Source organism: Gordonia sp. 852002-51296_SCH5728562-b, from assembly GCF_001665475.1.
In the GTDB taxonomy this organism is placed as follows: domain Bacteria; phylum Actinomycetota; class Actinomycetes; order Mycobacteriales; family Mycobacteriaceae; genus Gordonia; species Gordonia sputi.
This window is the reverse complement of sequence record NZ_LZMI01000132.1, coordinates 114,470-139,949: the sequence shown is the minus strand read 5'-3', so window position 1 is coordinate 139,949 and position 25,480 is coordinate 114,470. Positions and strand designations below refer to the sequence as shown.

Annotated in this window: 23 protein-coding genes; 7 read left to right on the top strand and 16 right to left on the bottom strand. The window is 64.3% G+C overall.

Features of this window, described 5'->3' with window-relative positions:
• Window positions 1-13: 13 nt before the first annotated feature.
• Window positions 14-520 carry an excalibur calcium-binding domain-containing protein gene (locus A5766_RS22550; protein WP_231894782.1) on the bottom strand — a complete coding sequence of 169 codons (507 nt, stop codon included), beginning with the start codon at window positions 518-520 and terminating at the stop codon, window positions 14-16.
• A gap of 214 nt (window positions 521-734) precedes the next feature.
• Entirely contained in the window at window positions 735-2,117 is a 1,383-nt protein-coding gene (locus A5766_RS22545; protein ID WP_082933506.1) for a DUF1731 domain-containing protein, read from the bottom strand.
• A gap of 87 nt (window positions 2,118-2,204) precedes the next feature.
• Between A5766_RS22545 and A5766_RS22540 the strand changes: the two genes are divergently transcribed.
• Window positions 2,205-4,439, top strand: a complete 2,235-nt coding sequence (locus A5766_RS22540) for a hypothetical protein (RefSeq protein WP_064861442.1) — start codon at window positions 2,205-2,207, stop codon at window positions 4,437-4,439.
• Here the strand turns inward: A5766_RS22540 and A5766_RS24170 are convergent.
• From A5766_RS24170 to A5766_RS22530, 3 genes are read right to left on the bottom strand one after another with little or no spacing between them, the layout of a single operon-like run.
• On the bottom strand, window positions 4,367-4,837 hold the full coding sequence (locus A5766_RS24170; protein ID WP_082933505.1) for a hypothetical protein: 471 nt from the start codon (window positions 4,835-4,837) through the stop codon (window positions 4,367-4,369). The two genes, A5766_RS22540 and A5766_RS24170, sit on opposite strands and share 73 nt — an antisense overlap.
• Complete coding sequence (locus tag A5766_RS22535; RefSeq protein ID WP_064861441.1) at window positions 4,825-5,022, bottom strand: hypothetical protein; 198 nt, start codon at window positions 5,020-5,022, stop codon at window positions 4,825-4,827. The genes A5766_RS24170 and A5766_RS22535 overlap by 13 nt, the downstream gene beginning before the upstream one ends.
• The gene (locus A5766_RS22530; protein ID WP_442902988.1) at window positions 5,019-5,753 is read right to left on the bottom strand and encodes a hypothetical protein; all 735 of its coding nucleotides are present in this window, start codon (window positions 5,751-5,753) and stop codon (window positions 5,019-5,021) included. Before A5766_RS22530 ends, A5766_RS22535 begins: the two co-directional genes overlap by 4 nt.
• 337 nt (window positions 5,754-6,090) lie before the next feature.
• Between A5766_RS22530 and A5766_RS24785 the strand changes: the two genes are divergently transcribed.
• Window positions 6,091-6,252: a hypothetical protein gene (locus A5766_RS24785; RefSeq protein ID WP_197501592.1), complete on the top strand. Its 162-nt coding sequence runs from the start codon at window positions 6,091-6,093 to the stop codon at window positions 6,250-6,252.
• Between the two features lie 13 nt (window positions 6,253-6,265).
• Window positions 6,266-7,135, top strand: coding sequence for a 1,4-dihydroxy-2-naphthoate polyprenyltransferase (locus A5766_RS22525; RefSeq protein ID WP_064861440.1), 870 nt, complete (start codon window positions 6,266-6,268; stop codon window positions 7,133-7,135).
• Between the two features lie 107 nt (window positions 7,136-7,242).
• Here A5766_RS22525 and A5766_RS22520 read toward each other — a convergent pair whose 3' ends face one another.
• The 10 genes from A5766_RS22520 to A5766_RS22475 form a co-directional block, all read right to left on the bottom strand.
• Entirely contained in the window at window positions 7,243-8,220 is a 978-nt protein-coding gene (locus tag A5766_RS22520; RefSeq protein ID WP_064906504.1) for a type IV toxin-antitoxin system AbiEi family antitoxin domain-containing protein, read from the bottom strand.
• 187 nt (window positions 8,221-8,407) lie between these two features.
• Window positions 8,408-9,319 carry a Clp protease N-terminal domain-containing protein gene (locus tag A5766_RS22515; RefSeq protein WP_064906498.1) on the bottom strand — a complete coding sequence of 304 codons (912 nt, stop codon included), beginning with the start codon at window positions 9,317-9,319 and terminating at the stop codon, window positions 8,408-8,410.
• Between the two features lie 22 nt (window positions 9,320-9,341).
• The gene (locus tag A5766_RS22510; RefSeq protein ID WP_005208515.1) at window positions 9,342-9,572 is read right to left on the bottom strand and encodes a hypothetical protein; all 231 of its coding nucleotides are present in this window, start codon (window positions 9,570-9,572) and stop codon (window positions 9,342-9,344) included.
• A 92-nt stretch (window positions 9,573-9,664) separates the two neighbouring features.
• On the bottom strand, window positions 9,665-10,384 hold the full coding sequence (locus A5766_RS22505) for a glycoside hydrolase family 16 protein (protein WP_231894781.1): 720 nt from the start codon (window positions 10,382-10,384) through the stop codon (window positions 9,665-9,667).
• Between the two features lie 195 nt (window positions 10,385-10,579).
• Entirely contained in the window at window positions 10,580-11,419 is an 840-nt protein-coding gene (locus A5766_RS22500) for a glycoside hydrolase family 16 protein (RefSeq protein WP_064906493.1), read from the bottom strand.
• Window positions 11,420-11,507: 88 nt separating this feature from the next.
• Window positions 11,508-12,389, bottom strand: coding sequence for a glycoside hydrolase family 16 protein (locus A5766_RS22495; RefSeq protein ID WP_082965609.1), 882 nt, complete (start codon window positions 12,387-12,389; stop codon window positions 11,508-11,510).
• Window positions 12,390-12,392: 3 nt separating this feature from the next.
• On the bottom strand, window positions 12,393-12,659 hold the full coding sequence (locus tag A5766_RS22490; protein ID WP_064906491.1) for a hypothetical protein: 267 nt from the start codon (window positions 12,657-12,659) through the stop codon (window positions 12,393-12,395).
• Between the two features lie 38 nt (window positions 12,660-12,697).
• Window positions 12,698-15,121, bottom strand: a complete 2,424-nt coding sequence (locus tag A5766_RS22485) for a hypothetical protein (RefSeq protein WP_064906490.1) — start codon at window positions 15,119-15,121, stop codon at window positions 12,698-12,700.
• Window positions 15,118-17,127, bottom strand: a complete 2,010-nt coding sequence (locus tag A5766_RS22480) for a glycosyltransferase (protein WP_442902987.1) — start codon at window positions 17,125-17,127, stop codon at window positions 15,118-15,120. Before A5766_RS22480 ends, A5766_RS22485 begins: the two co-directional genes overlap by 4 nt.
• 47 nt (window positions 17,128-17,174) lie before the next feature.
• Entirely contained in the window at window positions 17,175-18,413 is a 1,239-nt protein-coding gene (locus tag A5766_RS22475; protein WP_082965608.1) for a glycosyltransferase family 4 protein, read from the bottom strand.
• A gap of 176 nt (window positions 18,414-18,589) precedes the next feature.
• On the opposite strand from A5766_RS22475, the gene A5766_RS22470 reads away from it, so the two are divergent.
• The 4 genes from A5766_RS22470 (at window position 18,590) to A5766_RS22455 (ending at window position 22,962) form a co-directional block, all read left to right on the top strand.
• The gene (locus tag A5766_RS22470; protein ID WP_064906484.1) at window positions 18,590-19,828 is read left to right on the top strand and encodes a hypothetical protein; all 1,239 of its coding nucleotides are present in this window, start codon (window positions 18,590-18,592) and stop codon (window positions 19,826-19,828) included.
• Window positions 19,829-19,950: 122 nt separating this feature from the next.
• On the top strand, window positions 19,951-20,487 hold the full coding sequence (locus tag A5766_RS22465) for a DUF998 domain-containing protein (protein WP_064906482.1): 537 nt from the start codon (window positions 19,951-19,953) through the stop codon (window positions 20,485-20,487).
• Window positions 20,488-20,785: 298 nt separating this feature from the next.
• Window positions 20,786-21,655 (top strand): glycosyltransferase family 2 protein, encoded by an 870-nt coding sequence (locus tag A5766_RS22460; protein WP_082965606.1) that lies wholly within the window; start codon window positions 20,786-20,788, stop codon window positions 21,653-21,655.
• Window positions 21,656-21,666: 11 nt separating this feature from the next.
• The gene (locus A5766_RS22455) at window positions 21,667-22,962 is read left to right on the top strand and encodes a hypothetical protein (protein ID WP_064906480.1); all 1,296 of its coding nucleotides are present in this window, start codon (window positions 21,667-21,669) and stop codon (window positions 22,960-22,962) included.
• 2 nt (window positions 22,963-22,964) lie between these two features.
• Here the strand turns inward: A5766_RS22455 and A5766_RS22450 are convergent, their stop codons facing one another.
• Window positions 22,965-25,478 (bottom strand): ABC transporter permease, encoded by a 2,514-nt coding sequence (locus A5766_RS22450; RefSeq protein WP_064906478.1) that lies wholly within the window; start codon window positions 25,476-25,478, stop codon window positions 22,965-22,967.
• Window positions 25,479-25,480: the final 2 nt, after the last annotated feature.

Below are 25,480 nucleotides of genomic sequence, written 5' to 3'. Positions count from 1 at the left end.
GCTGAAAGACCAACTACTCGCAGGCAACCCCGTCGCCGTCGCGATCGAGGTTCGACGAGTAGCCCGGCTGGCCCGCATACAGCGGTGCGGCACCAGCGGCACGGGCCTGCTTGCAGCTCGAGTAATAGGCACCTCCACCTCCGGAATCCGAGTCGGTGGTCGGTACCGCGGCAGTCTGCGTTCGAGTCCCCGCCAGCCCGCGCGGAGTGTTGTCCGCGTCGTCGGCCACACCTGTGGTGGTCTCCGTGGTCCCGGTTGACGCTGTCGGCGTGGCGGTCACGGTGGTGGTGCGCCAGGAAGTCTCGGTCGACGCCGCGCTGGTTTCGGTCAGAGTCGTCGTCGAGGTCACCGTCGGAGCTGCCTGCGGGCTGTCGCCACCACCACCGATCGCTGCCCCGATACCGCAACTGGCCATCATGAGAAACAACGCTCCGACGCCTCCCCCGACAATCGCTTTGCGACTGATCTTCGACGACGACGAGCCCGAGGGCGTAGGCCCATAGGGATACTGTCCGGTCACGGGCACCACCTTGTACCGAAAAGCGAAGTATTGAGGAGCGAGGTATTCAGAAGCGAGCCCTCAGTGTGCACGTTATGCCCGCTTCCGAGGGTGCCGGGGGTCAGGTTCACCCGATCAGCCGACACCCACACCACGCAGAAAAGTACGCGCCAACAGGGCCTCGGCATGTACCGGTACATGCCGAGGCCCCAGACTCGTAGAAATCTGCGCGCCGCTACGCGCTCCGCCCGAGCAGATCCGCCAACGCGGCGTCGAGCTCGGGGAACCTGAACTCGAAGCCCGCCTCGGCGAGCACCTCCGACCGCGCGCGACGCCCGGTGAGTCCGAGCGCCGGATCAGTACGGAGAAAGACCGCACCCACCTTGAGCATCGGTGCAGGCGTGGGCGGTGCGGGCGGGCGGTGCAGTGCGTGCCGCAGTGACGCCATCAAGTCGACGTTGCGAACCGGATTCGGCGACGCCCCCACAACCACACCGTCGGGCACCTCGACGGCAGGATCGAGACCCAGCGCCGCGCGAGCGATGGCCAACCAGTCGTCGACGTGAATCCAGCTGAACCACTGCTTGCCCGATCCGACGCGTCCGCCGAGTCCCGCTCGCGTGATGTCGACGAGCCGCTTCATCGCCGCCGAACGTCCGTCGAGCACGATCGAGGTCCGCAGGATGGTCAGGTGTTCGGTGTTCGCACCGGTCACGGCCTCCTCCCACGGTTGGGCGACGCCGGTCATCTGCGGTAACCCAACCGGTAGCGGAGTCGACTCGACGCACCACTGCTCACCCGCATCGCTCCAGATCGCAGTGGTGCTCGCCTGCAGCCATCGCGCAACCGGAGCATGCAGCGTCTTCGACGCCTCCACCAACGCACGCGTGGCGTCGACGCGGCTGTCGCGCAGCGCCGCGATGTTGCGCTCAGTAGGCGGACAGTCGACGAGCTTGCCCGCGAGATTGACCACGGCAACGGGGCCGTCGACAGCCAGGGCATCAGCCCACGCACCCACACTCCGGCCATCCCAGACGAGTTGATCGAATGGCGGCGCGGGGTCGACGCTGCGCGTCAGGATCACCGCCCGGTGACCGCGGCAGCTCAGATCGGCGGCAAGATGTTGTCCGAGCGCACCGCTGCCGCCCGCGATGACAACGGTCAGCGCGTCGTCGACCTTCGGGGGCCCGGCAAGACGTGCCAGGCGGGCGAAGTCGGTACGCGCGGTCAGCTGTGGCACGCCCGACAGGATGAACCTGCTCACCGCCCCTACGGCAGCGGTGGTCGTCACGGTCTCGGTGACCACCGTCCCACCGTCGACGGGGACCAGCGTGAACTCGATGCGCGTGTCCGCAACCGGCTCCGGCTGCGTCAACGTCAGCACTCTTCCGTCGGCCACGCTGATGATGAAAGGCGGAGCCAACCGTCGATGAAGCGCTCCCACAACAGGATTCGCCTGTACGTAGTCACCGCGAACTCCGGCGCCGGGCGGACCGTCGAGTCTCACTTCGCGATACCCGCTGTGCCACTCGGGTAGTCGCGCCGGGTCTCCGATGACCGACCAGAGCGCCTCGGCGTCGAGCGCGATGAACTGCGAATGCGACCTCGTTGTGGACATACTTCGACGCTAAGCCCTCCGGAACCGGAAAGATCCTGTGTCGCTACTCACCCCGAGCGATGCGTGCGCGTGGAAGAATTCTGATCCATGGGCGACGGAGCGCAGAAACCGCTCGTGCTGCTGACACACGGGGTCAGCGGCACGCCGCCAGAACAGATCCTCGACAGTTCTCGTGTGGTCGAGGTTCCCGGCACCGACCGGGAGTCGATGACGGAGTCCGGTGCCAGCCCGTTTCGTGGCACGTTCACGACGTGCCCGCAGCAGCCGGCGCACCTGAGGCAACAGCAACGCCGCATCGCCTACCGCTGGGGCGATATGACCTCAGGCCTTGCCGTACAGGCGATTTGGGCGCTATTCGCCCCGTTCGCCCTCGTCAACGTCGCAGCGTGGATGTACCCGAAGATCCCGCCACACAACGCGGCCGCCAAGGCGTCGGTATGCGTCGCCCGGGCCGCGCTGCGTCTCCTCGGACTCGCGTTGACCGCGACCATGGTCGCGCAATTGGCGTTCCTCATCGACGCCGTCCTGTTCAGCCGGATCACCGATGACTTTTGGCACACGACCTGGGTGTTGGTAAGTCTGGCAGCACTGTTCGGCGTCGGCGCGTTCGTTGCGTTCTACGGCAACAACGACACTGATGTCCTCTCCCCGACTGACACCCCGACCGGCGGCGTGCCCCTGATCTCACAGGACTCCTTCGTGCGTCCGTCTGACGGCAGAGCAACATTGTTGATCACCACTCACGCAGTGGCCGGAATCCTCACCGCGGCACTCGTCGTGGGTGCCGACGCCCTACCAGGTGCGTGTCGCGCGCTCATAGTCGCCGTGCTGGTGATCGTCTCGGCTGCCACCGCCGTCTGTACCGATCCCCGCGCAACGTCGACGCCTGCGGAGTGGCTTCAGTTCTTCACAGGGTGGTGGGCAATGCTGTGGATCGCCGGTGCCGGCGTAGCCCTCGTCCTGACAGCCAGCCTTCTCGATCCCGCGCGCCCGGATGACACAGTCATCGCGTGGTTTTTCGGCGCCGACGCGCTCCTCGTGGCGGTGGCGATTGCGGCAACCTTTTGCTCTTTGGTGCTCCCACGCAACCGCTTTGAGAACACGCGCCGATTCTCACGGTGGTGGCGCGGCACCGGGCCGGCGGGTCCCTGGCTGCGCGGGCTACACGGGCCATTTGTGGCAGCCATCGGTGTCGTGTGGGGCGCGGGACTGGGAATGGGCCTCACCCGCGTCGTGGCGTTCCTCCTCGACCACTACGGTGGCGAACCCTCTGAGATCTACCTCCCCGACGTCTACACAGACACAGCGTGGATGTGGGGCGTCACCGTGGTCGTCTGCGGGCTGGGCGCCCTGGTATTTCTTGTCGGAATCGTCGTCGCGAATGGCAGGGAACGGTCGTTTCTGACTGTGCCACAACAACAATCGGTTGGACTTGATCCCCTTGAGCTCGCGCCGAGCACGAAGTTCGGAGTGAAGCTGAATTGGGCGGTCGCCACCGCGAAATTGACGATCCCGGCCTGCGTTCTGGTCGTCGCGGTGTGCGCGATGGCAGCGGGGCTCCTCGCACGAGGAGACCGGCTCTCCTTTCATCTCGGGATCGTCGACGGCAGCGGTCCGGTGCAGGGCATCGGGATCGTGGCGCTGGCACTCGTCGACCTGCTACTCCTACGCGCGATGTACAACGCGGCGCGCAGCCCACGCAAGAGTGGGCGATCACTCGGAGTGCTGTGGGATCTCGCGTCGTTCTGGCCGCGCGAAGCCCACCCGTTGGTCCCCCCTGCCTACGCGCCACGCGCCATCCGCGATCTCCAGCGCTTCCTCGCCAACGTCTGGGAGAAGGAGCCGTCCCGCACTGTGATCCTGGCGGCGCACAGCCAGGGGACGATGATCATGTACGCCCTCGCCCATCGGCTACCTATGGGGCAGCAGCGTCGGATTTCGCTGCTGACCTACGGTTCTCAGCTCGGCTGGGCCTACGGGCGGGCGTTTCCCGCAGCACTGAGCCATCTGACGCACCTGCGGTTGCGGCGCGAACTCGGCGGACGCTGGATCAACCTGGTCAGGTTCACCGACTACATCGGCGACGGCGTCGTCAGCCTCGCCCGAGGTCGGGTGCTGGAACCATACATCGGTGAATCAGGCGCCTCCATACGGTTGATCGACGGCAGGTACGTCGTCGACCAGGACCACAACTTGGCCGAGGTGTGGCTGCCCGATCCCTCGCCCTGGGACTATCCGCCCAACACAACTCACCAACATTCCGCGTACACGTCCGACTCGAGCTGGGATACGTGGATCACACAGCTCACAATTACCCAGTGACAGCGCACGCCATTCGACGACGCGACGCCCTGCGCCTGGCAACACTCGGCGGCGCAGCCCTGCTTGCGGCATGCTCGCCTGCTCCGCGCCCTGCACGTGGACCGACCCCACGACACACCTGGGGCGCATTCATCCCCGAGGTCCTCCCCGGTCGCGAACGCCGACGGGTCGGCACCCGACGACAAGGCAACGTGGATTCGACGCTTCTTCGGCATCGTCGAGTCCACCGACCGCCTCGACGGGGCGCTGTGGTTAGGGATGAACGGGATACGCGAGTGGAACGCCACGACGACGAGCACGGCGATGCCGCGCAGACCCGCGATGTCGTCGAAGAACTGTCGCTGGGGAGCTGCGGGGGCGGCAGGCGCGAGGATGTCGGTCAGTCTCACGTCGACCACGAGAGCATGATGTCGAAAACGCCCATCGCGAGCACCCCGATGAAAACGATCGCAAGCGTGTAGCCGATCACCTCGAACACAGTGACGCGGTTCCAATTGGCTTCGGCGGGGCGTCGTTCCGTCACCTCAGGGCGCTTGGGCGAGCGATACTCTGGGGCGTGCAGATCGAACTCGGGTTCGCTCATGCCGCGCGCTCCGTGACGTCGGGCGCCTCAGCAGTCGCAGCGTCAGCGTCGATCTCGTCGGAGAGCTTCGACGATTCACGCTGATGCGAGACGAGTATCTTGATGAACTCGGACAACAGCGGCACGGCCAGATGGGTGTAGGCCCCCACGAATCCGACGAGCATGAAGAAGTCCCAGAGCCCGTACTCCAGCACGTCACGAACCACGAGAACCCAGAACAGCGCAAGCGAACCGCCGAGCGCGACGACGCCGAGCAGACTGACCGACCGCGCGAGCGAATTGGTCTTGCCGACGACACTGGTTGGTACCCAACCCTTTTCGTGGCCCGTCAGCTTGTGCCAGATGGCAACCGTATGCGCGAAGCTGTACGCCATCTGGATGCGCAGAACCTCGAACCGCCATCTACTCCGCGACACCAGCGGGAAAAGCACCACGTACACCCACAGTCCCAACAGGAACGGGAGGAGCTGAGCCGGATGCACATCGGCCGGATAGAAGGCGGCCATCACGATGCCCGGAATGAGGAGCATGAAGACGTTCATGGCGGTCGTCAGGTAGTAGAACACACCCGCCAAGGCCGCGAGGCGCTGCCGTATCGTCGGGCGGACGGGAGCTGCGGCCAGCGCCGGATTCGGAAGGCGCGACAGCGAACCCATGCACCACCGGTACTGCTGGTTGAGGAATCCGGCGAGATCGGCGGAACACAGCCCGCGCGAGAGCACCACCGGCACGAGGGGTGGGCACCTGCGCGCGGTTCGGCGATCAGCAATGAGCCCGATCGCCCCGTCGCGACCAAGTACTGGAACACCTCCACCGAGGCGTACGGACCCATGACAGGCCTCGGCCAGGTAACGAACGGTCCGATCGGAGTTCTGGAACGGAAGTGCTGCCGGCAAGAACCCGGCTTACGCGCAGCAGAACCTCGGGCAGCTGATCCGCCCCGAGGTCACCCCCGACCTCATCCTGCTCAACTACGCGAGCACTCCCGATCAGAGCACACCGCTCGCGGCGCAGGTCCAGCCGCTGATCGACCAACTCACCAAGAAATATCCGAAGGCCAGGATCGCCGTGATCAAGCAGACGGTCGACGGCGCGTCGTCGGATCAGAGCGCCGGTTATGCCGCCGCCATGGACGCCGAGGGCATCCAGGTCATCGACGTCCACGGCACGTTCCCGTCTGACCAGTCGACGAAGTCTGTACTCACCGCGTTCGGACTGTCGAGCCAGTAGCTAGGGTTCTAGGGTGGCAACCCCAAAGCAGTGGATCGCCGGGGCGCGACCCCGCACACTCCCCAACGCGATCGCACCCGTCGTCGCCGGTGTCGGCGCAGGCCTGCACATCGGCGGCGTGAACTGGTGGAAGGCGGCGCTGGCCGCGGTCGTCGCGATTGCCTTCATCATCGGCGTGAACTTCTCCAACGACTACTCCGACGGCATCCGCGGCACCGACGACGAGCGCGTCGGCCCGATGCGGCTCGTCGGCTCGGGAGCCGCATCACCGGAGTCCGTCAAGCGCGCGGCGTTCCTCTGCTTCGGGATCGGGGCTGTGTGCGGTCTGGTGCTCGCCGCGACCACGGCCTGGTGGCTCGTGCTCGTCGGAGCGATCTGCATCGCGGGTGCGTGGTTCTACACCGGAGGGTCGAAGCCGTACGGCTACATCGGACTCGGCGAGGTCGCGGTGTTCGTCTTCTTCGGCCTCGTCGCGGTGTTGGGCACTGAATACGTCACCGTCGGGACCGTCGACTGGGTGGGACTGGCGTGCGCGGTCGGAGTCGGCTCGCTCTCGACGGCGGTGCTCGTGGTCAACAACCTGCGCGACATCCCCACCGACCGCGAGTCTGGCAAGAACACCCTGGCCGTGCGCATGGGCGACGCGGCAACCCGACGCTTCTACGGAGTACTGCTGCTGATTCCGCTCGTGATGAGCGTGGTGCTCGTGGCAGCCACCCCGTGGGCACTGCTCGGGCTGCTCGCCGCTCCCCTCCTGTGGAAGGCTTACCAGGCGGTCCGCGCGGGAGCTGTCGGCCCGGGGCTCATTCCCTCGCTCGGCGCCACCGGCATGGCCATGCTCGCGTGGGCCGTGCTCACGGCCGTCGGGTTGGCGGTCGGGTAGCGGGCGGGCGGGTCAGCTAACGGCCCGGGCCCGACCGGGGCGCAGAAAACTACAGCCCACGGGCGGCGCGCATGTACCGGTACAGGCGAGGCACCCCAGAGTGGTAACTATCTGCGCGAGCTGATCTGTTCGAAGAACTCATCGGACGTGAGGATCGTCGTCGAGCGCCGTCGCGGATTGAGGTGCACCCCGTTGTGGACGGCACCCATGATCGTCGCCTCGACGTGGGGCCACCGGTCGATGACATCGTCGTACGTGAACGGCATGTACACGTAGTTGCCCGCGGCCTGCACCTGGTTTCGACGACGGTCCTCTTGGAAGCTCTCCTTCTCGGAATGAAACGCATAACCGTCGACTTCGACGACGAGCCTGTCGCCGATCAGCATGTCGACATGCCCGACGCCCGGAATGTGCGCCTGCGTCGTGAGGCGTACACCCTTGCGGCGGATCCGAACCCGCGTGATCGACTCGATGCCCGACGCGGCCTTGGGGTCGCACTCGTCGAGCAGTCGTCTCACCGACTTCGGCGCACCGTCGAACGCCGAGCGGATCTGCTCGACGGTGGGCACGATGAGGCCGGACTCCATCTCGTCGTCGCCGGACTTGCCCGCGCCGCCAGAACTGCATGTGAGTGTGCCCGCAGCTTCGAGCGTGCCTGCGTCGTCACGGTATCGGCAGTGCAGCATCGAGTCGGTGACGACGATCGTCTGCTCGTCGGTGAGGCATCGCAGCGCGTGGCGCAGGGCGGTCACCGGCTCGTCGACGGCTGCGTCGACCCTCATGTGTCCGCCGTACTGGCGGCAGAATCGTCGAGGATGTCGACGATGCGCCGAGGCCGTCCCTCGTACGTGTAATGCCTTGACGCGCGGCGGAATCCAGAACCCGTGCAGCTTGAGCGCCGCCACGCACGTGAGGCAGCCGCCCGCGCGGACCGCCTCGACGACCAGCGGATCGGCACCATCGGCGGCCATCCAGCCGTGGCGCAGTCGCTGTAGTTGGCCCTCCTCGACGGCGCGTCGAACATCTCTCGGCGACATTCCGTCACGGAGCAGCGATGCCACCGGGTGCACACCGAAGTCGTCCATGGCAACACAGTGTGCACCCGATTCGGGCACGCGCGGAAAATCTCTCCACAGGGTCGCGGGCCTGCGCAGAAACCTACGGGTCAGGGGTGGTCCACCTGTACCGGTACAGGCGAACCACCCCTGAGGTGTAACTTTCTGCGCTCGTTGCGGCCCGAGAGATCAGACCCGAGAGATCAGACCCGAGAGATCAGACCTCTGCGTCGACCTCCGGCAGGCTCGCCAGCACGGCGGCCCTGAGATCCTCTGCACCCGTTGCAGATTCGACGACGGCGCGCGACGCCGGGTCGTTCACCTCGAGGATGCCCAGGAGTAGATACTCGGCGCGGAGCTGGTCGTTGCGCTCACGCGCGATCTCGACCGCGGCCCGGAAGGCGTCGCGCGTCTCCGCCGCGAAGCGTGGCCGGCCACCGCGACCGCGGGGACCGCGCCGTCCGCGCCCGGGCTCCCAGGGGCCCTCAGCGCCATACGGACCTCCAGCGCCGAACCGACCCTCGGGCCCGAAGGGGCCACCCTCGCCGAAGGGGCCACCGGGGAATCCCCCGTTGCCTCCGCGGCGCGGTCCGAATCCCTCGCGCGGGTCGAAGCCCGGCCCGAATCCCTCGCGAGGATCGAAGCCCGGCCCGAATCCGCGTCCGCGCCCCCTGCCGTGTCCACGACCATGCCCATGCCCGCGACCCCGGCCTCGCGGACCTCCCCCACGAGGACCACAGTCGCGGCCACGCGGACCGCGGCCACGCTCGGCCCAGCCTTCGGAGAGGTCGTCGCCGAAGCGATCCCGTACGGCGGCGCGCACATTGTCGAGGTCGATCCCGATGCTCTTGAGAGCCTCGCGATCCTCCTCGTAGCGGTCGGCCGCGCTCTGCTCGGCGGCCTTCTCGTCGTCTGCGTCGTTTTCTTCGTGGTATACCCGCACGACGTCACGCGCCGCGTCGAGCTTCAGACCTTGCTCACCGAGCAGCCCGAACAACGGCGAACGCGCGTTGCACAGCATGCCAAGGATGAGATGGTCGTTACCGAGCTGGTGATGTCCCAGGTCGGCGGCTTCTTGCGTGGCAAATGCCAGCATCATCTTGTCGTCTCTACTGAATCGACCAAACATGATGGTTCTCCTTTCGGCCCTCTCAGGCCTCACGTTGTGAATGCTTCTGGTGCACGGCCTGGCGGCTGATCTGCAGAATCTCTGCAATCGCCTGCCAGCTCCAGCCCTTGGATCGAGCGTTCGCAACCTGTACTTCCTCGAGCCGGTCGGCCAGGGTCCGCAGTGCGCGGACAGCGGCGAGGCCGATGGCCGGGTCGTCGCTCGCGGCGGCTCCGGCCAGATCTTGCTCTGGTGTCGTTGGTTCGTCGTGCATGATGTCAGGTTATGTTGACATCGTGACAATGTCAAGAATTATTGACAGCGCCCGCATTTTCGGGTGTCCGGGGGTGGGAGTTGGCCCCCTCACTAGGGCCGATACGACCGCGCCCAGTCGAAGAACATCTGGCCGCCGGCGGCGATGTTGCCGCCGAAGTTGTCGAGTTGAAGACACAAATGCATGGACCACGGTGGCAGCCTGGTCACGTTGGTGGTCCGCGCCCACTCATAGCCGTCGACATAGACGGCGATGTAAGACGACGTCCAATTCACCGCGAAGGCGTGCCATTGCGTGCCGTCGCCACTGATGCTGTGGGACTCCACTGAGTTGAACATCGAGTAGTGGAGGTTGTACTCCGCGCCCTGCCGCGTCGGGTCGGAGATCTCCATGAAGTCGACCTCGCCGCCCATCGGCCACACGTTGTTGTCCGGCCACAACAATGCGACAGCGTGATATCCCGGTGCCGCGACGGTTGACCGGACGCAGATCTCCCATCGCCCGTACTTCTGGCCACCGCCGCCCTCGGCCATGCCACCTGAGTTGCCGCTACTGTCACCGGTGATGGCGAGTTGGCCGTCGGACACGGTGATGGCCTTCGGGGTCCGCACGCCATTGCCATCGTGTCCGGCCGAGTTGTAGAGGACCCAGTTCGACAGCGAGGACACGCTCGAGAACTCGTCGTTCTTGTAGGGAGATCCCCACCCGTATGTCTGCGCGGCCGTTCGCGAGCATCTGCCGGGTTCGTTGACCGCTTTCGACGGCCCGGCTGCGGAAAATGCAATCAGCTGAGATCCGACGATCCCCGCCACCGCGATGATTGTCCATATTGCATTCTTACTGCGATGCACTCGCCGACCTCGTCGGATTGTTTCCATACGCAAGTTTAGGCAGAGCGCATCAATGAATGTGTCCTGAACTGCGGATTCATTACAACTCTTAAATGCAGGAAATCAAACTGAGGCCATCGTGAGACGATTCCGATGTGCCCTGTTCATGTGCGGTTATCAGATCACCCGCGGCGCCGACACGGTGGCCCAGTCGACGTCCATCTGCATGGCAGGAGGTGTACCTGCTCGCGGGCAGGGCGTAATGCCCCACTGCGCGTTCTGCTGGCAGGCACCCGATTCGATCTGCATCGCAAGCCACATCGGGATGGTTGGTGACACAAGCGCTCCCGACACAGTTGCCCACACCCTGCCGTTGATCAGGTATCGGACCTGGCCCGGCAACCACTCGACACCCACCCTGGTCCACTGAGAAAAGTTGCCGGTGACAGAGCGCATGATCTTCTGCTTGCTGCCGTCGACACCCCAGTAGTGCACGGCCGACGACGCGCTACGCCGTGTTCCGTCGTTGCTCTCGAGAAAATCGATCTCCGGCGGCCACACGTTCGCTGCCGGCCAGAGCAGAAGGTGGAAGCTGACCTCGTCGCTGGACTGCACGCGGAAGCGCACCTCCCACTTGCCGTAGAGCTGCGGACGCGTGATGTTCGCGACGCCGCCGGTCAACCACCGACCATTGCGCGCAGCGGCACGCAGATGCAGCATGCCTCCCGACACACCGACCATCGACGGCGACCATTGGCTTGCTGGATTTCCGCCGGGCGTGCCACTGTAGGCGCCCCAGTTGGGTCCGAGCCCACAGCGATTGAAGTCGTCGACAAACGTTCGGGTCCAGGGACCGCTGACGGGCGGCGCCGGTGTGGTTCCCGGCGCGGGCACAGCGCACAACGTCGGTGGTGGAGCGCCATGTGCCACTGCAGATCCCACGGTGACTCCCAGGACCGCACTGAGCGCAACCACCAGCGCCCCGACCACGATTCGACGTACCCCGCGACCACTCATGCTCAACCGCCTTGTGTTGTGTTCCGACCTTGTGTTGTGTTCCGACCTTGTGTTGTGTTCCGACCTTGTGTTGTGTTCCGAGACGTTGTCAGGTCCAGCTCGGTTTGTAGACGGACACCCAATCGACGTCCATGGCGAGCTCGGGCGGTGTACCCGCACGCGGGCATGGGGGCAGTCCCCACTGCGCATTACGTTGACACGCGGCGGACTCGATCTGCATGGCCAACCACATCGGGACCGCCGGAACGCGCGCATCGCGAATCATCTGCCACGGCTTTCCATTCAGTGACAGCCGAATGGCCCCCGGCCCCCATTCAACTGCGGCCACGTTCCACTGCGTGAAGTCGCCCGTGACGTCGTGCATGATCCGACCTTGCGTCCCATCTCGATTGCGATAGTGCAAGGCGGCCGACGACGTCCGTCGGGTTCCGTCGGTGCTCTCGAGGACATCGATCTCGGGCGGCCATGAATTGTCCTGGGGCCACAACAGGAGGTGAAAGCTGATCTCATCACTGGCCGGGATACGGAACCGCACAGCCCACCGACCGTAGGTTTGCGGTCTGGTGACGTTGGCGACGCCCCCGGTCAACCAGTGGCCGTTCTCCTGGCGGGCGCCGAGGTGCAGCATCCCGTTCGACACGGTCACCATCGACGTCGACCATTGACTCGACGGATTGCCTCCCGGCTTGCCCGCGTAGGCGCTCCAATCCGGCCCGAGGACACAGCGGTCGAAGTTGTCGGTCAACACCGGCTTCCACCCTGGCCACTCGGTGATGTCCTTGTCCGGGGCCGGGGTGTTGTCCGCATCCGAGGCGACGTTGCAGTTGTGGACGTCGGCAGGAACGATAGCCGAGTCCGACCGCTGCGGAATCACACTCACGACGATCGCCACCACGATGATGCACCCCGCGATGCCAAGCGACACGACCCACTTCGACCGCACGACGCGACCGATCGGGCGAGCAGCCATCTCCTAGCCCGCCTCGGTGGGGGCCAGCGCCTGCGAGAAGAGCCGGTAGGCCGTGAGAATCGCAGCACAGACCATGAGGACCACCAACACGACGGTGAGGACCCGTGCCGGTACGCCACGTCCGATCTTGCCCATCGGTCCCAGTTCCACCTCGCGTAGCACCGCGGCCGCGACGAGCAGCGCGGCACTCGCGCTGAAAGCGAACTGGCTGCCGTACATACGGATCCCATAGGGAAGCCGGCCGACGTTGTCGAGAATCCATTGCTGCATGTCAGTGCGCCTCCACCATCAGTTCAAAACCCGCGCCATCAGTTCAGTTCCACCGTCGGGTTATCCGCGTTGCGAAGGACGACGATCTCTGGGGTGTCGTAGACGATCTTGTACCGACCCGCGTCGATCAGCTGCTGCATCTGGGAGTCGATCCAATTCAGTGGATACCCATATTGGTACCGCAGAGCTGCATTGGTCTGTGGAACCGAGACGACGTAACCGGGGTTCTTCGAGATCGTGCACTCGGCAAGGGTGTCAAGGCATTTCAACGAGTCGACGGTGATCACCGACACTCCGCTGAACAGTCGGCCGGAGGCAAGCGTCGAGTTCGCCCACCACAACATCACCGTCGAATTCGTCGGGACCCTGTTCATGAGTTGCTGACTGACCCGCTCCTGCGTACGCGACGTGTACTCGATGGCGGTGTTGAGTCCGCGGTTGGCGACAAGCACCAGGGAGACAACGAGCACGCCGATGACCGCGGCGACCTGCACGACGCGCAGTCGACGCGTGATCGGCCCACGCGCGGGTTCTCCTGATGTCGCGGTACGACGCAACGGATGCACGCTGCCTTTCGACGCCCACGTGTACACCGCTGCGACGACCAACGCGCCGAGAGGAGCCAGCAGCGGTGCCGACAGGACGAACGCCCGGATGACCACCTCACCGCCGTAGCTCTGCACCAGCACCAAGCAAAACGGGATCATCGTCAAGAATCCGGCAGCAATCCAGATCCGATCCTTACGCAGGAGCAGCAGCCACCCCGCGAATCCGAAGCACGCGAACAAACCGGACGACAACAATCGCAGATACTGCATCTTGGTGTAATCGCGCGAGGTACCCAGTCGCCGCGACACTCCGCTGTCGGCATTGGCCACCTGTCCTACGTCGCCGAGAACCGAATGCAGATGGCCGTACCAGAATGTGCGCGCACCGAAGCTGAACCACGCGACGAAGAGCAGGATCGCGAGTACCCACAACATGCGGTACCGGGTCATACCGAACACCGAGAAGGCAAGTAGGACAGCAATTGCCGCCATTGGTGTCAACTGGTGTTCTACCACCAGCGCAGCGAGAGTGATCGCGAGAACCAGTTCCACACCTAGTTCCCAGACAGCACCGTGCCCCGGCACCCGACCGGGAGTTCGCCTGACCGTAGCGATCAGCCACGACGGAATCTCCTTGAGCAGAGCGGGAACCGACGGGATCGTGCGTAGCCCGCCGCGAATCGAGGCCGGGATCGAACGCAGACCGCCGGTCGGCTTGTTGGCGTGCAACCAGTGGGCCCACTCGGACGCGTGCGCGTGAAGCGCGGGGCTCGCAGTATCCGGCAGTGCGCGGCGCCCCAACTGCCACAACAGTACTGCGATCAACGAGAAGTAGATCAGGCTCGCGATCGACTGCGGCGAGTAGTAGTCCTGCTGATACCAGTTGAACAGCGCAGAGATGGTGACACCCATCATCGCCAGCCGTTTGCTCCGGGTGATCGCGACGCCGATCGCGAAAACCGGTGCGGCACAGACCAGACTGTTGACCACGGGCGCCCAGATGAGAAATGCATCCGTCGAGGGCAACTCGCCGGCGCGTACCAATTGTGCTGAGGCCGAGAAGAATCCGGCCCAACTGAATCTCGCATCCGACGGCGGCGGCAGGTGCCCGAGCCGATTGAGGATGTCGACGAAACCGCGGTGCGCATACGCCGTGGGAAACGACGCAGTGCCGGCGGCGATTGCGGTGTACATCGACGTCACGATCACGGTGACGACGAGGGTCAGGATCGCGAGTGTGATATCGAACCGGCTGGCGGTGTACACCGCGACAATCGTGACCGCCACGAGCAGAAGCGACACAAGGTAGAGCGGCCCGATGTGCGTGATGATGCCGGTGGGTCCGGCGGTCGCCGGATCGAATCTGCGGGCGGCACCGATGAAGAGAATCAGGGCCGCGATGAGCACCGCGATCCAAATGATCCGTGGCTGCCAGGTCTCGGCGCGCAATTCGAGCACGCGACCGTAGTCGCCTCGACGACGACACATATGGTAGGCGAACGCAGTGAGCGCGAGACCGACCAGGGCGATCACCGTCTCTGCGGCTTCCGGATGCCACGAGGGAAGGACGATCTGCGTTTGCGCGGTGAGGATCAACACCGAAACCGACAGTGGTGCAGCAATACTCACGTTCAGGGCGAACCCGGGCAGCCGGAACAGACTCGCGACAGCGATGCCCGGGATCGTGAAGGCGGCCGTCGCCATGATGATCGCCCGCAGCCAGGTGGGCAGCCCGGTGGAGACATCGAGCAGCGCGCTGATCGACAGGACGAGCACCAGTACACACACCACCGCAGAGACGGCAAGGGCCAGCGTGGTGCTGTGCACGCGGAGCGCAGGGTCTGCTCGCACATGGCGGGGTACTCGACGCTCGTCGCCGACGTCGGTATCTGCGATGTGGATCTGAGTGGTCATGCCGACTCCCCCGACAGCGCCACGGCCGACGCGGGCACTCGCGCGACCCGACGTCGACGCGCTTTCACCCGGCTCAGCCGCGACCGGGCATACATGACCGGACCATTCATGTATCCCGCGAGTTCGTAGAAGACGAGGCCGCGGTGCATCTCCTCGGGTTTCGCTTCGTTGCGCGCCGACCCGGGGTTGACGAGAAAGCCAAAGCCCGCGGGGACGATCGCGAGGATCCGCATCAGATATCCGCTCACGACGAGTTTGGTCAGAACCGATGACATCCCGACGCCGTACCCGTACATCTGGCTGCGTAGTTCTGTCGTGGTGCTGCGGTGCCGATGACCGACGAGAACGCCGGGCCGGTAGGCGACGACATATCCGGCGAGGAGCGCACGTCGGATCAGGTCGAGGTCTTCGCCACCCCTAGTCGGGGTGCCGGGGCCGAGCGTCTCATCGAATCGCCCGACCTTCGCGAGCACCTCGGCACGGAAGGCCATGTTGTTGCCGTTACCGACTTCGCCACAGGTCCACGGATAGAAGATCGACGGTTCGGCGCTGCGCCCCAGCTCGGAGTTCAGCGTCGGCTCCACGGGGTAGCTGTAGACGGCGGGCTCGAGTCCCTTGTCGAATATCTGCGCGTCTTCGAACCATCGCTGCTCGACCGTCGTCAGCTCGGTCGCGGTCACCCTGCCGGTAATGGCGCCAAGCCTGCCCGTGTCGTCTGAGGAGAAGTCTGTGACGAGCGCCTCGATCCACCCCTCGTCGGCGCGCGCGTCGTCGTCGGTGAAGGCGATAAGGCGTCCGGTTGCGGCAGCAATTCCCGCGTTACGCGCAACCGAGACACCCTTCACCGGTTCGACGACATAGGTGAGACGGTCGTCGGTGATCCCTCCGAGAATGCGCGGCAACGGCGACTCCACCAGTAGGGAGTTGTCGACAACGATCAGCTGGATGTTGGTATAGCTTTGCGCCAGCACTGATTCCACGGTGGCACGCAGACTTGCCCGACCAACCGTCGCGACCACAACAGAGACGAGCTCGCCGTGGGAGAACGCTTCGATAGCGGAATCGTCGTCGGATTGTGCGACGCGAGCAGGCGGAGTGGTCGACATGCCGCTGCGTGCAGACGCCATCCCCCACGCAGTCGCGAGCAGCCCGGCAATGATCATGACGGCACGATCGAGACCACTCATGTCGCCACGCAGAGCGGCCACGAGATTGGTGACGACTCCGCGCGGCAACGTGCGGGTCACGTATTTTCGTTCACTCTCGAGTCCCCGCGACGACCCGACCTGTTGCGACAACAGCGCCTTTGATCGGCCCTCATGCAGGCACCTCCGAAGGTAGTAGCGCCGTGTCTGCCGTGACCGGGTCACGGTGTGATCGACGGTGAAGCCGTCAACGCGCACGATGTCCGAATCGGGAATCCGGGCGCGGATCTCGATCCCCATCAGCGTCTCCTCACATCCGGCCGGCAGAGTGCCCACGCGGCCGAGATCCTCACTGAATCCACCAATGCGTTCGAGCGCACTTCTGCGCACTGCCATCGCCGCACCGATCGGGTTGCGAATACTCGTCCCGCCCTTGGGTAAACCGAGGTAGTCACAGCCGACCACCCACCGGAACTCCGCGGGAAACCACGACGGCGACACACCACCCTCCCAGTCGGGCCGTACCTCGCCACCGATCGCCTGGATACGCGGATCGTCGAAAGCACGGCGTGCACTGGCCAGGCCACCGACTTCGAGGAGCGAATCGTCGTCGAGGAAGACCACCACGTCGTTGCGCGCTTGCGCGACCCCGGAGTTCCGCGCTCCCGACAGTCCCTGTGCCGACGACGAATTTCCGATCACCTGCGCGCGATCACAGAACTCCCGCGTAAGTCGATCCAACAGATGTTGATTGTGGTCGACGACCAGGATCAGTTCGTCGCCGGTCTCGGCCTGCGCGAGCACCGCCTGGGCGAGCGCGGTGACCGACTCCAAGCGTTCCTCTGTATACGCACACACCACAACGCTGAGTGGACGGGTTATTTCCAGAGCCCTCGCGGAAGTGGAATTCACCTGCGACGTCCCCCTTCATCGTCTGCCATCACGGACCAGTACTGATCGCGCATTCTCTCCGCCCGGCGTCGAATGTCGAATTCGGCGACCATGTGATTACGGGCCGCGACAGACATTTTCATTACACCCGACGGGTCCGCGATCAGCTCATCGATCGCACCCGCGATAGCACCCGGCGCCGCCGTGGCGACGACATAGCCGGTTGTGCCGTCGAGAACGAATTCGGGCAATCCGCCAGAATCGCTCACCACCACGGGCACTCCGACTGATTGTGCCTCAGCCGCAACCAATCCGAAGGGTTCGTCAATCGACGGCGCGAGAAGCATATCCACCGATCTCAGAATGTTCACCACATCTTCACGTGGTGGCAAGAATAAATGCCTTTCGGGAAGTACCTCAGCGGCTTGCGCCCGCACCATGGTCGCGTACGAACCGTCGTCGACCGCAGGAGCTCCAAGAATAATGAGATGCACGTCTCGTCCGTAGCGGCGGTTGACGATCCCCACAGCCTCGATCGCGTGCTCGATTCCCTTGCCCGGATCGAGCCGGGCGATGACAGCCGCTATCCGCGCACTCGGATTTCCCTGTGTGAGTTCATTTCTCAACGCGGAGTCTCGGGGTCCGGGACTAAACAAATCCGTGTCGATCCCCTGGTGGATCGTCACTGCGTTCTGCTGTGCCGACTCGGCCAACTGGCCTCTCACCGCATTACTGACAGACACCGACACTGACGCCCTCGACGCCGCCTCGGTCAGAATGCGACGACCAGGGCCCGGCGGTACGATGTCATGAATCTCCATGACCACCGGCTTTTTGGTCAGCTTGCCCGCAATGACCGCGTCAAGATGCGTCAAGAGCCAGTTCGAATGGATCACGTCGAATCTTGCTGCCTCCTTGCAGATTCGACGAATCGACCGCACTGTTCTCAGACCCATTCGGGCCAACTCCCACGGCGATGTCCGATGACCACCAGGCCCAGTGATGCCCACACGTTCGGGAAGGTCGAGCGGCAGATACTGCAGACCCGAACCGGTCCACCACTTCTGCAGGTCAGAATCAGCCGGGCCGCCGAGAGTTATCCGGATATCGGAGCCTTCCAGCGCGTATGCAAGGTTGCGTAGACTCCTGTCCGTCCCGCCGGGAAATGCACTCAAAGTGACCGCAAGCACATTCAAGTCGACTCGGCGAATATCATCCATTCGCAGGCCAGTTGGACGCTGCGGTATCGTCGGCATGGGGGTAGGGTAACCGATTATTAGTAGGGCGTCAGACCATCAATCCCCATCTGTTGTGACTCGTTGACGACAATTGGGGGCGACGCCAGTCACTGTGATATGTGCAGATTTTCTCTCGCACACTTGCATCTCCAAACATTCTCTAGCCGCCGTCGAACGAAAACGAGGTAATACACGTGGTCCGTTCAACCGCCTCCAATCTCGACGTCGCGATGGCCGGCAAGTGGACCATCTCCGCCATTGGTCCGGTCGAGCACGGGGGCAAGGATCGCGTCCAACATGCCCTTCTCGCCCTCGGAACCTCCGGCGCACACGGACGAGTAGGACTGGTACCCGAAACGGGCACAAGGAGATGGCGATTCGACCCGACGCTGCTGTCGGACGCCGTTTTCGAGCTCGACCCCATCGATTCCGACGAGGTCGTCCCCACCATGCGCATTCTCGCGCGCAACCCCAGACCACACCAACCGATCTGGGTGGCACTCGCTGGTGACTGGATGTTCGTCTATCTCGATCACGGAGTCGGCGACGGATTCATGACCGTCAACCTCAGCGCCGCACTGTTCGGCGAGTCAGGCAAAGCCGCCCCGTGGCAGCGCGCAGCGACCGTCCGCCACCCGCTGATCATGGCACTGCTGGGTGGCTTCAAGGCCAACCCGAGGCTCCCACTCGACGTCGCATCCAAGCTGCGCACACGAGTCGTGAACCCCGTCAACCCCGAAATCCGTTCGTGGGAGCCATCCTTCGACGTGGCGTATGCCCGCGGCAATCCGATGAGCTTTGCCGAACTCATGCAGTGGCGCGACGAGAATGCGCCCGGAGTCTCGTCCGTCGCCTTGCAGACGGCTTTACGGGTTCGGGCGCTAAGCGATGTCGGACTCGACCCGAACCCCACCCTGAAACTGCTGGTCGACGGCCGTCGCTACCTTCCCGCAGGATCACTCGTGACATCGAATTTCGCCGCAGGTGTCGACCTCGACGTCGCCGACCCAGCCGATGCCGGGCAGCTCGCCGACTCCGTCAAGCGAGTGACCAAAAGCGGTAGCGCCGCTGTCACTCTCGCCGCAACGACGGCGACCATTCAGCTCGACCGCCTGCGTTCCCGAGAACCGCAGTCCGCCACGCAGGTGCCCCGCTCCCCGCGGCCCAACATCGCGATCACCGATCTCGGTCGGCCACGCATACTGGAGCAACTGCCTTGGAAGACCGACAGTTCGACGCCACCGACCTACATCGCACTGGTCAGTCCGGCAGACCCACAGGCCATCACTTTCGCGAGCGGTCGATTATTGGGCAGCGTGCAGGAGATGGCCTCGTTTCACGACAACGTCTTCGACCGCGACGCGGTACAACACGTCGTCGAGTCCGTGACGCACGAGCCCTTGAGACTGCTGAATTCCATGAGCGAGGGGTAGAGGACGTGGCATTGGAGGCCGGACCAAATATGGGCGCGCACAGCCGAGGGCCGAGCAGCCGCACGAACGGGGGAAACCTCCCCGATATCGCAACAGTCCTATGGATCGCGACGATCCAACTCGTGGCAGTCGAAGAGTTCGCATCGTCGCAATGGGCCGGTTATTCACGACTGACGCAATATGTGAGTGAACTCGGCGGTGCGGCGTCACCCACCCACACGCTCGTCAATGCGTCGATTGCGCTCGCCGCGGTGTGTCTCATCGGGGGAACCCTGATCTGGCTGCGGCTACGCGTTCTCGATCCGGTGATGGGTGCGGGGTTGTGCGCCTCGGGCTTCGGCATGCTGGTGCTCGCGTGGTTTCATCTAGACAGTTCGCCTCTGATCCACGGCCTTGCAGCGAACCTGGCCTTCGCGTTTGGTCCGATCACGACGTTGTACATTGCGGCGCACTCGTTAAAAGACCGCGCCAGAACGATTCTCAATTATCTGACGGTTGCGTTCGCACTGGCTGCGAGCGCGGCCTGGGTGGTCCACGCCACCAACATCGAGCCGGTCCGTGGCCTCACCCAGCGAGTGATGGAGTTGTTCTATCTGGCGGCACTGGTGTCGCTGGCGTTCGTCCTTCGACACCGCGCTCGGTCCGCAGACTCGAATTGAGCGAACGCTTGTCCACCCAGTGCTTCATTTTCGCCCTATTTCTCGCTATTGGTGTTCCAGCACACTATGTGCTGCACAGCACCAAGCCACGCTATGTGACTCGTATAACACGACCTGAATAGAATTCATCCAGAATTCAAAGTCAGCAGCAATTTAAAAATAGACGCAGTCCATCGCCTGTGCGAGGATCGAAATGACTCGAGATTCGAGTCCGCCATCGTCCTCACACCGTTTGTGACGACCTCCCACCGCTTGCCCGATCTAGTCGAGATATCCCTCGGCACAGGAGACGACTTTCATGGATCCTCAGTCACGCACACCGCAAGTTGGGTCCCTACAACCTCGCAACGTCGAGAATCCCCGTGTGACAGCGTTGATTCCGGCCATGAACGAGGCCAAGAACTTACCTTTCGTCGCGGCACGCATGCCGAGCGTCGTCGACGAGATCGTCTTCATCGACGGGGCGTCGGTCGACAACACAGTGGAGGTCGCGAGGCATTTGTGGCCCACGGCGACAATCCTGACCCAGACCCGTAAGGGCAAGGGAAATGCGTTGGCATGTGGTCTCGAGGCAGCGACCGGCGACATCATCGTGCTGATGGACGCCGACGGTTCGACCAATCCCGAGGAGATCGACGAATACGTCTCGGCGCTCCGCGCGGGTGCCGACTTCGCGAAGGGCTCACGGTTCATCCAGGGTGGGGGATCGTCGGACATCACCCGGTTGCGGGCAGCAGGCAACAAGGGTCTCAACGGCATCGTGAACATTTTGTTCCGCACCAGGTATACCGACCTTTGCTACGGATACAACGCGCTCTGGAGCGACGTACGTGAGATCCTTGCACTGCCCGACACGACAACCGAAAAAGCGCAGTGGGGCGATGGTTTCGAGATCGAGACACTCATCAATGTCCGCGTCGCGGCCGCTCGACTGCGCATCACCGAGGTGGCCAGCTTCGAGCAAGACCGTATCCACGGGACCAGCAATCTGAACGCGACGAGGGACGGCCTGAGGGTGCTCCGCACCATTTGCTCGGAATGGACCCGCCACCGCCGCATCGCCGGCACGTTCTCGCGTGCTGCGAAGCGGACTCGGACCACGCCCGGGCGTGGCGCAGGGAGTACCGAGGCTACCGCCACCGCTGTGCCTGGCTCGATTCTGCAGTAGCGCGCGTCATAGTGTCAGTTCGCGATGAGGGCGTCGCAGACGAGAATCTCGGCAACGAAAACGCCGGCGCCCGTCGTGAATTCACCCACAACGCCATCGCGGTTGCCGTCTCGGGTGCGGTCACTGGCGTGTTCGGCCTGTTGTTCTGGTTTGCCGCGGGTCGGTTGTTCCCGACGGAGTCAGTCGGTGCGGCTTCGGCGCTGATCAACACGACGACGATGGTCTCCACGGTATCGTCGGCCGCGCTTGGCGGGATGTACGAGCGATTCCTGGGCAACGCGCGGGGTGCGGCGCGCTCGTATGTCTTCGGCGGCCAGGTCATCACCGTGTCGATCTCGGTGTGTATCGCACTGATACTCGCGACCGTCAGCCCGCTGAACGTAGTGCTGACCACCAAGAGCGAGGTACTCGGCTACGCGGTGTTCCAGGCGACCATGTGCGTCTACGCCTTGCAGGATCACGTCGCAACCGGACTCGGGGTGGCCAGGTGGAGTGCGGTGAAGAACATCGCCCACTCCGTCTCGAAGCTGGTGATCCTCGTGGGAGTGGCCACTGCTGCAACGCCACTCGCGATCGTCGCGTCATGGTGGGCTCCAGCACTCGTCACCGGAGCTGCCCTCGGCGTAGTCACCGGGATACGTATGCGGCGGACGTCCGCAGAAGGCCTGGCACCGCTGTTGCCGCCGGTGCGCGAGCTGTGGTCGTTCTTCCTCGGATCGACCGGACTCGTGGTCGCGGGTACGGCCGTACCCCTCGCAATGCCTCTCATCGTCGTCGCACGCTTCGGACTCGAGCAGTCTGCGTACTTCGCGATCGCGTGGTCGTTGATCAGCGCGGCTGTGGTCGTCATGCACATGATGGTCGGCCCCTTTGTCGCAGCCGTCAGCACGAGTTCTCCGGAATCGTCTGTGCATCTGCTGCATCGCTTCGGGCTGATCCTGACGTCGCTGGCCGTGCTCGCCGGTCTCGGTCTCGGGCTGCTGGGACCGTTGATGCTTCGACTCGTCGGCTACGACTACTACGTTCACGGTCGCACCCTGATGTACTTCGCGGCGCTGACCGTACCGCTGGTTCTCATCCTGATCCTCTATCAGGCGTCGGCGCGGATACTGCGGCGGCTACGTTATGCCGTTGGCCTGGAGGCTATTTCGGCTGCGATCATCCTGATCGGTATCTGCGTCAGCCCCACCGACCGCGGATTGGGTGTGGTCGGCGTGTGGTTTCTGATAGCCCAGGGTGCGGTCGCCGCACTCGCGCTCACTCCCCTGCTACGGAACCTCTCCCGGCTCGCCGACGCTGCCGTGTAGGTTCACTCGTTCATGATCGCGGTGGTGATGTTCAACCGTGCCGCGCGGGCCGCGGGAACGAAAGCCCCGACGAGACACAGCACGATCGACACGGCGACGAACAGCAGCGTCGACGGTCGCGGTGAATACGTGATGTCCAGCGATGTCGTGGCGGAGAGGATCTTGTCGGCCAAGAAGTGCAGGCCGGTACCCATCACGAGCCCGGCGACCGTACCGACCACCGCTATCGCGCCGGCTTCGGCGACCACCATGCGGGAGATGAATCGACGCGACGCGCCCATCGCACGCAGCACACCGAGCTCACGGCGACGTTCGAGTACCGACAGCAACAGTGTGTTGAGCAACGCGATCGCCGCTGCCGCGGACACGATCCACTGGATCGCGACCGTGAAAGCACCCGCCTGTTGCGCCTGCTGCTGGGTGGCCGCCAACGCCTGCTCGCCCGTATAGAGGTACGCGGTTCCCGACCGCGGCAACGGATGTGAGTCGACGATGCGCTGCAACTGCTCTTGCACGGCAGTGCGGTCGGCACTCGGCTCGACGTCGATCTGCAGATAAGTGTCGCCGATCCGATTGAACCACTGCGCGAGAAGCGAATTCGACATTGCGGCGGCACCGGAATCGATGGAGACATAGTCGACGATGTCGCGGACGACGAGGGCGTGATATCCGGTCGGCGTCGCCAAGCGCAGCGTCGAACCGATGTCGGCGTCGAGAGACCGGGCGAGCACGCTCGACAAGATGATGCCCCGACCGTCGAGCACGTCGGAAAGCGCCTGCGGCGTCGTCTTTTTGGTAAACGGTGCCGTCGATCCCGGTTCGAGTCCCTGGACGAGAATCCTGGCCTCGCCGACGTTCACGTTGGCCCACTGCGCCCCGACCACCCGCGAGACTCCCGGTACCGCCCGTACCTCGTCGGCAATAGCACCGGGTAACGCTGCGCCCGAGGGGATTTCGTCACGCGACGTCGAGGAGATGTAGAAGTCGGGGTCACCCAGCCCGTCGAGCGAATGCGAAATCGACGCAACCAGATTGTCGAGTGCGCCCGACGTGCCCATTCCCACCGCGATCGCGACCGCAACGGTCATCAGGGTCGCCCAGGCACGTCGCGGTGCGCGTTCGGTGTTGACCGCAGCGAGTTGTCCCGGACCGCCGAATCGTCTCGCAACCGACACGACGAGCCGCACAAGTGGTCGGGTGAGCGCGAAGCAGACAAGCAACGCCCCAACGGCATACACCGCGCCTGCGACGATGGCCGGGCGGCCCGGAACGTCGACGGCGATGAACCACGACCCGATGAGCAGAGCCACACCGGCAACCGCTGCCAGCACGGTCAGCTGTCCGCGCTGCCGTCCGGCATCGGCGACCTGACCCGACACCATCGCCTCGACCGGCGACACCGCGAACACCGATCGCGCAGCAAGAGAGGTCGCGGCAACACACGCCAGCACACACGCGGCGACCGCGACGACCGGCGCGTAGGACGGCAGGTGATAGTCGACGACGATCGAGACCGAATCGCGCTTGGTCGTCGGCACACGCGAGATGGCCCACCGACCGGCGAGAATCCCGATCGGTACACCGATCAGGCCTCCGACATACCCGAAGACCGCCGACTCGGTGAGTAGGTCAGAGACCAGGTGAGATCGCTTGGCGCCCAACGCGCGGACCATCGCCAACGACGCCCTGCGCGACGCCACAGCCATATTCATGGTGTTGAACACGAGGAACGCGGCGATCACCAGGGAGATCAGAGACACGAGCAGCGTCGAATCACGGGTCACCGACCCCGCGACCTCAGCCTGCTTCGCGCGGAACCCCGGATCCACCACCACCGCACGCCCATCGACAACGCGACGCACCTCGTCGCCGAGCACGCCTACGTCGACGCCCGGCGCTGCGACGACGAGAATCGACGACACCTTGCCGCTCAGCCCGGTGAGCCGCTGGGCCAGGCCGAGATAGGCGAACATGAAGTCGCCGTTGTTGAGTCCCACAGCGTCGACGACCCGCACCACCCGAACGTCGGCTCCGTTGACCGAAAGTCGTTGACCCAGAGACAAACCCGTACCCGAACCGACGATGACGCCATCGTCGAGGTCGCCAGGGCTCAGCCCGGTGGCAGCGGCCTCCTGAACCCCGCCGGCAAGAGCGCGCGCCCGAAAGTCCGATCCCACCAGAGCAATTCGTCTGTCACCGACCACCGCGGTACCACGGATGACAGGAACCACCGACTTGGCGTCGGGGACCTGCGCACGGATGTCACCCGCGACCGACTCGTCGATTCCCGAGTCCGCGATCGACGCGACCTCGAGCTGGGCCGTGCCGTTGATCGCGGCGTCGAAGTCGCGAATCGATTCGCTCAGCGACCCGTACGTGCCCAACACCGCTATCAGCAGCGCCGACGAGACCGCGACCACGATGAGTGAGGTGACCACGCGCAGTCGGTGATCGCGCAGCTCGCGCAGGTTCAACACCCGCACCCGGGTGAGCGCGGCGAACAGCTTTGTCACCATTG

Excerpts from the sequence above, each read along its gene's own strand:
- A5766_RS22475 (WP_082965608.1), bottom strand. The coding sequence starts at position 18,413 with ATGCCGACGATACCGCAGCGTCCAACTGGCCTGCGAATGGATGATATT.
- A5766_RS22460 (WP_082965606.1), top strand. The coding sequence starts at position 20,786 with ATGGATCCTCAGTCACGCACACCGCAAGTTGGGTCCCTACAACCTCGC.
- A5766_RS22490 (WP_064906491.1), bottom strand. The coding sequence starts at position 12,659 with ATGCAGCAATGGATTCTCGACAACGTCGGCCGGCTTCCCTATGGGATC.
- A5766_RS22535 (WP_064861441.1), bottom strand. The coding sequence starts at position 5,022 with ATGAGCGAACCCGAGTTCGATCTGCACGCCCCAGAGTATCGCTCGCCC.
- A5766_RS22515 (WP_064906498.1), bottom strand. The coding sequence starts at position 9,319 with ATGTTTGGTCGATTCAGTAGAGACGACAAGATGATGCTGGCATTTGCC.
- A5766_RS22520 (WP_064906504.1), bottom strand. The coding sequence starts at position 8,220 with ATGGACGACTTCGGTGTGCACCCGGTGGCATCGCTGCTCCGTGACGGA.
- A5766_RS22495 (WP_082965609.1), bottom strand. The coding sequence starts at position 12,389 with ATGGCTGCTCGCCCGATCGGTCGCGTCGTGCGGTCGAAGTGGGTCGTG.
- A5766_RS22450 (WP_064906478.1), bottom strand. The coding sequence starts at position 25,478 with ATGGTGACAAAGCTGTTCGCCGCGCTCACCCGGGTGCGGGTGTTGAAC.
- A5766_RS22510 (WP_005208515.1), bottom strand. The coding sequence starts at position 9,572 with ATGCACGACGAACCAACGACACCAGAGCAAGATCTGGCCGGAGCCGCC.
- A5766_RS22540 (WP_064861442.1), top strand. The coding sequence starts at position 2,205 with ATGGGCGACGGAGCGCAGAAACCGCTCGTGCTGCTGACACACGGGGTC.
- A5766_RS22485 (WP_064906490.1), bottom strand. The coding sequence starts at position 15,121 with ATGACCACTCAGATCCACATCGCAGATACCGACGTCGGCGACGAGCGT.
- A5766_RS22500 (WP_064906493.1), bottom strand. The coding sequence starts at position 11,419 with ATGAGTGGTCGCGGGGTACGTCGAATCGTGGTCGGGGCGCTGGTGGTT.
- A5766_RS22545 (WP_082933506.1), bottom strand. The coding sequence starts at position 2,117 with ATGTCCACAACGAGGTCGCATTCGCAGTTCATCGCGCTCGACGCCGAG.